The organism is Stutzerimonas stutzeri, from assembly GCF_000935215.1.
Classification (GTDB): Bacteria; Pseudomonadota; Gammaproteobacteria; order Pseudomonadales; family Pseudomonadaceae; genus Stutzerimonas.
The window spans coordinates 1-8,064 of record NZ_JXXD01000104.1 but is presented as its reverse complement, the minus strand read 5'-3'; the positions used below and the strand labels follow the sequence as shown (position 1 = coordinate 8,064).

Here is an 8,064-nt window from a genome sequence, read left to right as displayed (position 1 = left end):
TCTGCCGCCACGAAAAGCGCCTCTGGCCACCGCGACAGTATTCAAGTCGTGATCTACGCTTTATGCAGCGAATCTCCATCCAAGAACAAACCGGAGCCCCCCATGATCTACGCCCCTCCCGGCACCGACGGTGCCCTCGTTACCCTCAAGGCCCGCTACGGCAACTTCATCAATGGCGAGTTCGTCGAACCCGTCAACGGGCAGTATTTCACCAACCTGTCTCCGGTTAACGGACAGCCGATTGCCGAGTTTCCGCGCTCCGACGCCGCCGATATTGAGAAAGCCCTGGACGCCGCCCATGCCGCTGCCGATGCCTGGGGCAAGACCAGCGTGCAGGCGCGCTCGCTGATCCTGTTGCAGATCGCCGACCGTATCGAGCAGAACCTGGAGATGCTCGCCGTCACCGAAACCTGGGACAACGGCAAGGCCGTCCGTGAAACCCTGAACGCCGATATCCCGCTGGCGGCTGACCACTTCCGTTACTTCGCCGGCTGCATCCGCGCCCAGGAGGGCACCGCAGCCGAGATCGACGAGCACACCGCGGCCTATCACTTCCATGAGCCGCTGGGCGTGGTCGGGCAGATCATCCCGTGGAACTTCCCGATCCTGATGGCCGCCTGGAAACTCGCCCCGGCACTGGCGGCAGGCAACTGCGTGGTGCTGAAACCGGCCGAGCAGACCCCTCTAGGTATCGCAGTGCTGATGGAAGTCATCGGCGACTTGCTGCCCCCGGGCGTGCTCAACGTCGTGCAGGGCTACGGTCGTGAAGCCGGCGAGGCCCTGGCCTCGAGCAAGCGCATCGCCAAGATCGCTTTCACCGGCTCCACCCCGGTGGGCTCGCACATCATGAAGCGCGCCGCGGAAAGCATCATCCCGAGCACCGTGGAACTGGGCGGCAAGAGCCCGAACATCTACTTCGAAGACATCATGCAGGCCGAACCGACCTTCATCGAGAAGGCCGCCGAAGGCCTGGTGCTGGGCTTCTTCAACCAGGGCGAGGTGTGCACCTGCCCGTCGCGCGCGCTGGTGCAGGAATCCATCTACGCCCCCTTCATGGAAGCGGTGACGAAGAAGGTCGCGCAGATCAAGCGCGGCGACCCGCTAGACACCGAGACCATGGTCGGCGCCCAGGCCAGCCAGCAGCAGTTCGACAAGATCATGTCCTACCTGGAGATCGCCAAGGGCGAAGGCGCGGAGGTGCTCACCGGCGGCGCAGCGGAGAAGCTCGAAGGCTCTCTCGCCACCGGCTATTACATCCAGCCGACCCTGCTCAAGGGCACCAACCAGATGCGTGTGTTCCAGGAGGAGATCTTCGGCCCGGTGATCGGCGTTACCACCTTCAAGGACGAGGCCGAAGCCCTGGCCATCGCCAACGACACCGAGTACGGCCTCGGCGCTGGCGTATGGACCCGCGACATCAACCGCGCCTACCGCATGGGCCGGGCGATCAAGGCGGGCCGTGTCTGGACCAACTGCTACCACCTCTATCCGGCGCATGCCGCGTTCGGTGGCTACAAGAAGTCCGGCGTCGGTCGAGAAACCCACAAGATGATCCTCGACAGCTACCAGCAGACCAAGAACCTGCTGATCAGCTATGACATCAACCCGCTGGGCTTCTTCTGATAGATCAGCGCGGGTGGCACACGCCGCCCGCGCCTTGAACAAGACACCTGCCGGGCTCCGCCGTGGTGCTACGGAGCACGCAAAAGGTGCGTTCCTGCCGAACTTGGCTGACAAAACACCGTAAATATCGCATTTCCGGCGTGGGGCATGACGCTTGCTAGGGAGAGACTTGCCAACCTATCCAAGAGGATTCCCCCCATGGCTCTCGAACACAGCCGTTCAACGCCACCGCACCACGCAATTGATTTCGAAACCGTTGGCAGTAGTTACTTCCAGGAACGCGAACTGAAGAAAGGCGCCGCCGGCTGGGTGCTGCTGGTCGGTCTCGGCGTCGCCTACGTGATCTCCGGCGACTATGCCGGCTGGAACTTCGGGCTCGCCCAGGGCGGTTGGGGTGGCTTGTTCATCGCCACGTTGCTGATGGCGACCATGTACCTGTGCATGTGCTTCTCGCTGGCCGAGCTGTCATCGATGGTGCCCACGGCTGGTGGCGGCTACGGCTTCGCACGCACCGCGTTCGGCCCGCTGGGTGGCTTTCTCACCGGTACGGCGATCCTCATCGAGTACGCCATCGCGCCGGCGGCCATCGCCGTGTTCATCGGCGCCTATTGCGAATCGCTGTTCGGCATCGGCGGCTGGGCGATCTACCTCGCCTTCTACATCATCTTCATCGGCATCCATATCTTCGGCGTCGGCGAGGCGCTGAAGCTGATGTTCATCATCACCGCCGTCGCTGCCCTGGCGCTGGCCGTGTTCATCGTGGCGATGGTGCCGCACTTCTCGGTGGACAAGCTGCTCGATATCGCACCGACCTCCGCTGCTGGCGCCAGCAGCTTCTTGCCCTACGGCTACGTCGGCATCTGGGCGGCGATTCCCTATGCCATCTGGTTCTTCCTCGCCGTGGAAGGCGTACCGCTGGCCGCCGAGGAAACCAAGAATCCGCAGCGCGATATGCCACGTGGCTTGATCGGCGCCATGCTGATACTCGTCGCCTTTGCTGGCCTGATTTTACTGGTCGGCCCAGGCGGCGCCGGCTCCAGCACCCTGGTGGCGTCCGGCAATCCGCTGGTGGAAGCGCTGACCACCGCCTACGGTTCGTCCACCTGGATGAGCGGCTTCGTCAATCTGGTCGGCCTGGCCGGGCTGATCGCCAGTTTCTTCTCGATCATCTATGCCTACTCGCGGCAGATCTTCGCCCTGTCGCGGGCCGGCTACCTGCCGCGCAAGCTGTCGCTGACCAACAAGAACAAGGCGCCGGTGCTGGCCCTGGTGATCCCCGGCGTGATCGGCTTCCTGCTGTCGCTGACCGGCCAGGGCGACCTGCTGATCCTCGTCGCGGTGTTCGGCGCAACCATCTCCTACGTCTTGATGATGGCCTCGCACATCGTCCTGCGCCTGCGCCGGCCAGACCTGCATCGCCCGTACAAGACACCCGGCGGCATCGTCACCTCGGGCGTGGCGCTGGTGCTGGCCTGCATCGCGGTCATCGCGGGCTTCCTGGTCGACCCGCGGGTGGTGATCGGCGCCGCGATCATCTACGGGATCTTCATCGCCTACTTTGCGATCTACAGTCGACACCATCTGGTGGCCGGCACGCCGGAAGAGGAGTTCGCGGCGATCGAGAAAGCCGAAGCATCGCTGCACTGAAGAAGGAGGCTGACATGGCGTACTCGCACAGCGTGGGCGGCACCACCTGGCGCTTCGACGACCTGCGCGAGGTGATGGCCAAGGCCAGCCCGGGGCGCTCCGGCGACCTGCTCGCCGGGGTCGCGGCCGACAGCGACGCCGAACGCGTGGCGGCGCAGATGTGCCTGGCCCAGGTGCCGCTCAAGCGTTTTCTCGAGGAAGCACTGATTCCCTACGAAAGCGATGAAGTCACTCGGCTGATAATCGACAGCCATGACGCCGCTGCCTTCGCCCCGGTCAGCCACCTGACCGTGGGCGATTTCCGCAACTGGCTGCTCGGCGAGGAGGCGGACGAGTCGTCACTAAAGGCTCTGGCACCGGGCCTGACGCCAGAAATGGTCGCTGCGGTGTCGAAGATCATGCGCGTGCAGGACCTGATCCTGGTCGCGCAGAAGGTCCGCGTCGTTACCCGCTTTCGCAATACCATCGGTCTGGCCGGACGCATGTCCACCCGGCTGCAGCCGAACCATCCCACCGACGACGGCGCCGGCATCGCTGCGAGCATTCTCGACGGCCTGCTCTACGGCAACGGCGACGCGGTGATCGGCATCAACCCGGCCACCGACAGCACCGCCGGCATCTGCGAGCTGCTGAAGATGCTCGACGCGGTGATCGGCCGCTACGAGATCCCGACCCAGGCCTGCATTCTCACCCACGTCACCACTTCCATCGAAGCGATCAACCGCGGTGCGCCGCTGGACCTGGTGTTCCAGTCCATCGCCGGCACCGAGGCGGCCAATGCCAGCTTCGGCATCAGCCTGGCGACGCTGCAGGAAGGCTACGAGGCCGGCCTGTCGCAGAAGCGCGGCACCCTCGGCGACAACCTCATGTATTTCGAGACCGGCCAGGGCAGCGCGCTTTCGGCTAACGCCCATCACGGCGTCGATCAGCAGACCTGCGAAGCCCGCGCCTACGCCGTCGCGCGCCGCTACAAGCCGCTGCTGGTGAACACCGTGGTCGGCTTTATCGGCCCGGAGTACCTCTACAACGGCAAGCAGATCATCCGCGCCGGGCTGGAGGACCACTTCTGCGGCAAGCTGCTCGGCGTGCCCATGGGTTGCGACATCTGCTACACCAACCACGCCGAAGCCGACCAGGACGACATGGACATGCTGCTGACCCTGCTCGGCACGGCGGGCATCAACTTCATCATGGGCATCCCGGGCTCGGACGACGTGATGCTCAACTACCAGACCACCTCCTTCCACGACGCGCTCTACGTGCGCCAGGTACTCGGCCTCAGGCCCGCGCCGGAATTCGAGGAGTGGCTGGCGAAGATGCAGATCCTCCGCCAGGACGGCAACCGCCTGCAGCTCGGCCGCGAGCTGCCCGAAGCCTTCCGCCGGGCGCTGGAGAACATGGCATGAAGCGGCTCTTGCTACCTCGGCCATGCTCAGGTGGAAAACGCTGCGCGCTTCTTCACGCGTCTGACCGTCACGCTCCGAGGTAGCCATGCCCGATCGAACTCCCGCGATAGAGAATCCCTGGCAGCACCTGCGCCAGCTGACCCCGGCACGCATCGCCCTTGGCCGGGCTGGTGTCAGCCTGCCCACCGACGCGCAGCTGGATTTCCAGTTCGCCCACGCCCAGGCGCGCGACGCGGTGCATCTGCCGCTGGACTGCGAAGCGCTGGCTGCCGAGCTGGAGAAACATGACCTCAGCCATCTGCACCTGCGCAGTGCCGCTTCAGACCGGCAGATCTATCTGCAGCGTCCCGACCTCGGCCGACGCCTCGACGACGCCAGCGCCGCCACGCTCGACGAGCACGCCGGCGAAGGCTGCGATCTGGCGCTGGTGATCGCCGACGGCCTCTCCGCCCTGGCCGTGCAACGCCACGCCGCACCGATGGCCTTGAAGATTGCAGAACAAGCTCGCGCCGAAGGGTGGTCCCTCGGGCCGATCACCCTGGTCGAACAGGGACGCGTGGCGATTGCCGACGAAATCGGCCAGCGCCTCAAGGCGCGCATGGTGGTCATTCTGCTCGGCGAACGCCCAGGGCTCAGTTCGCCAGACAGCCTGGGCCTGTACTTCACCTGGGCGCCAGAGGTCGGCCGGCACGATGCGCAGCGCAACTGCATTTCCAACATTCGCCCCGAGGGCCTGAGCTACAACCTCGCCGCGCACCGCCTGCTCTACCTGATGCGCGAAGCCAGCCGCCGACAGCTCTCCGGCGTACAGCTCAAGGACGAGGCAGAAGTCCCAGCGCTGGAAGGTGAACCCCGCGCCGGCAACTTCCTGCTCGGCTGAGCCGGCTCAGGCCGGCTGCCAGGGCTCAAGCGCCTGGCTGTAGACCACCGTGCCGTCGATGTCGCGCAGACTCACGCCCAGCGCACCGCTCTGCGCGTCGATCTCCACCTCGCCGAAGAACTGGAAGCCGGCCCGCGGCGAGCTGTTCGCAGTCGCCGGAGCCTTCTGGAACACCACCTCCGGGCCGAAGGTGCCATCCAGCGGATTCGGTCCGAAGCTGCCGGCGTTCAGTGGCCCGGCGACAAACTCCCAGAACGGTTCGAAACGCTGATAGGCAGCGCGATTGGGGTGATAGTGATGCGCCGCGCAGTAGTGCACATCCGCGGTCAGCCAGACGGTGTTGCGCACTCGTGCACGCTGGATAAAGGTCAGCAGGTCGGCGATTTCCAGCTCCCGGCCCAACGCCTCGCCGTCGTTGCCATTGGCGATTGCCTCCCAGCGCGGACCGTCCGGTACGTGCAGGCCGATGGGCATGTCGGCGGCGATGACCTTCCAGGTCGCGCGCGAGGCCCGCAGCTCTCGCTTGAGCCAACGCAGCTGCTCGCGGCCGAGAAACGCCGTGTCGGTGCCCTGCTCCGCTTGCAGGTTGTGGGTGTTCGGCCCGCGGTAGCTGCGCATGTCCAGCACGAACACATCCAGCAGCGGCCCGTAGCTGACCTTGCGATAGATGCGCCCGAGCTTGTCGCCGCGGGCCATGCGCATCGGTGCGTATTCCAGATACGCCTGGCGTGCGCGCTGCACCAGCGTATCGATGTCGCGCACCTGCTGATAGCGGCCATCCAGCTCCTTGCTCGGCGACCAGTTGTTGGTCACCTCGTGGTCATCCCACTGCCAGATCTGCGGCACCTCGGCGTTGAAGGCGCGCAGATTTTCGTCCAGCAGGTTGTAGCGGTAGTTGCCGCGAAACTCATTGAGCGTCTCGGCGACCTTGCTCTTCTCTTCGATGACCAGATTGCGCCAGATGCTGCCGTCCTCGGCAGTCAGCTCGGCTGGGATCGGCCCGTCGGCGTAGATCACGTCGCCGCTGTGCAGAAAGAAGTCCGGTCGGCGCATGCGCATGCTTTCGTAGATGCGCATGCCGCCGAAGTCCGGGTTGATGCCGTAGCCCTGGCCGCAGGTATCGCCACCCCAGACAAAACGGATATTGCGCGGGCGAGTTGGTGCGCTGCGCAGATGGCCGAACCAGGGCTCGCTGAGCACGCCACTGCGGGCATCCTCGAAGCGCGCGCGGTAGAAGATCGACTGATCTGCCGGCAGCCCACGCAGATCGACGCGAGCCGTGAAGTCCTGACCGGCATCGGTGATCGAAGACAGCATGCGCCGCGGATTGCCGAAGCGGCTGCGCGTATCCCACTCGACGACCAATCGTCCAGGCCTGTCGCAGCGGCTCCAGATCAATGCGCGGCCGTCCGTGACGTCGCCGGACTGCACGCCGTCGAGCATCTGCGGGCGCTCGCGCGGCGCGGCGATGATGGCGGGTGCAATGCCCAGGGCCGGCAGGGCGATGCCGGCGCCGATGCCCTGCAACAGTTGGCGGCGTTTCTGATCCGGTGCGGTCATCTCGGGGTCTCCTTGCGAGTGAGTGGTTCTCCTGATGTAGCCGCCCCGCTTGACAGTCCCGTGACGCACCGACCGACGGCACTTCACTGCTTGTCGCATCCCGCAGCCACGCTTAATGTGGGCGCCCACTTCGCTGGAGCCTCCGCCCATGTGGTCCTTCCGCGCCTGGCAGCGCAAACGCATCCTTGCCCGCAACCCGGTCGCGCCTGAGCTGTGGCAGCAGGTGCTCGACAGCCTGCCGATACTCGATGGCCTGAGCGGGGACGAGTTGAGCCGCCTGCGTGAGCGCGCCGTGCTGTTTCTGCACGACAAGCGCCTGACGCCGCTGGCCGGCGTCGAACTGCAACCCCAGGACCGCCTGCGCCTGGCGCTGCAGGCGCAATTGCCGCTGCTGCACCTGGCCGATCTCGGCTGGTATCGCGGCTTTCACGAAATCGTGATCTACCCCGACGACTTCCTCAGCCCGCAGAGGCACCGCGACGCCGCCGGCGTCGAGCATGAATGGGACGCCGAGCACAGCGGCGAAGCCTGGTTGCAGGGCCCGGTGATCCTGGCCTGGCCTGGCGTGCAGCAGAGTGGCGGCTGGGAGGCCTACAACCTGGTGATCCACGAGCTGGCGCACAAGCTGGATATGCTCAACGGCGACGCCAACGGCCTGCCGCCGCTGCACCGGCAGATGCGCATCGACGCCTGGGCCAGCGCCATGCAGCGCGCCTACGACCAGCTCGACCGCATGCTCGACGCCTACCCGGATGCCGAGACACCGATCGACCCCTACGCCGCCGAGAACCCGGCAGAGTTCTTTGCCGTTACCAGCGAGTATTTCTTCAGCGCGCCCGACGTGCTGCATCGGGCCTTTCCCGAGGTCTACGCGCAGCTGGCGGACTTCTATCGGCAGGACCCGCTGGCGCGCTTGCAGCGCCTGCAGGCCGAACATCCCGATTACCG

General features: G+C 65.5%; 6 protein-coding genes. 5 read left to right on the top strand and 1 reads right to left on the bottom strand.

All coding sequences use genetic code 11. The features are described 5' to 3' along the window. Positions 1-102: 102 nt before the first annotated feature. The 4 genes from exaC to eutC all read left to right on the top strand — a co-directional run bounded on the left by exaC (position 103) and on the right by eutC (position 5,556). The gene (gene exaC, locus LO50_RS11895) at positions 103-1,623 is read left to right on the top strand and encodes an acetaldehyde dehydrogenase ExaC (RefSeq protein WP_044315133.1); all 1,521 of its coding nucleotides are present in this window, start codon (positions 103-105) and stop codon (positions 1,621-1,623) included. A gap of 198 nt (positions 1,624-1,821) precedes the next feature. Next, entirely contained in the window at positions 1,822-3,270 is a 1,449-nt protein-coding gene (gene eat / locus LO50_RS11890; RefSeq protein WP_044315132.1) for an ethanolamine permease, read from the top strand. Positions 3,271-3,284: 14 nt separating this feature from the next. Then, on the top strand, positions 3,285-4,676 hold the full coding sequence (locus tag LO50_RS11885; RefSeq protein ID WP_044315131.1) for an ethanolamine ammonia-lyase subunit EutB: 1,392 nt from the start codon (positions 3,285-3,287) through the stop codon (positions 4,674-4,676). 85 nt (positions 4,677-4,761) lie between these two features. After that, complete coding sequence (eutC, locus tag LO50_RS11880) at positions 4,762-5,556, top strand: ethanolamine ammonia-lyase subunit EutC (protein WP_044315130.1); 795 nt, start codon at positions 4,762-4,764, stop codon at positions 5,554-5,556. Positions 5,557-5,562: 6 nt separating this feature from the next. Here eutC and LO50_RS11875 read toward each other — a convergent pair whose 3' ends face one another. Further along, entirely contained in the window at positions 5,563-7,116 is a 1,554-nt protein-coding gene (locus LO50_RS11875; RefSeq protein WP_044315129.1) for an alkaline phosphatase D family protein, read from the bottom strand. Positions 7,117-7,264: 148 nt separating this feature from the next. Here LO50_RS11875 and LO50_RS11870 point away from each other — a divergent pair. Beyond that, positions 7,265-8,064 (top strand): M90 family metallopeptidase (locus LO50_RS11870; RefSeq protein WP_044315128.1); only part of this gene is annotated, 800 nt, incomplete at its 3' end.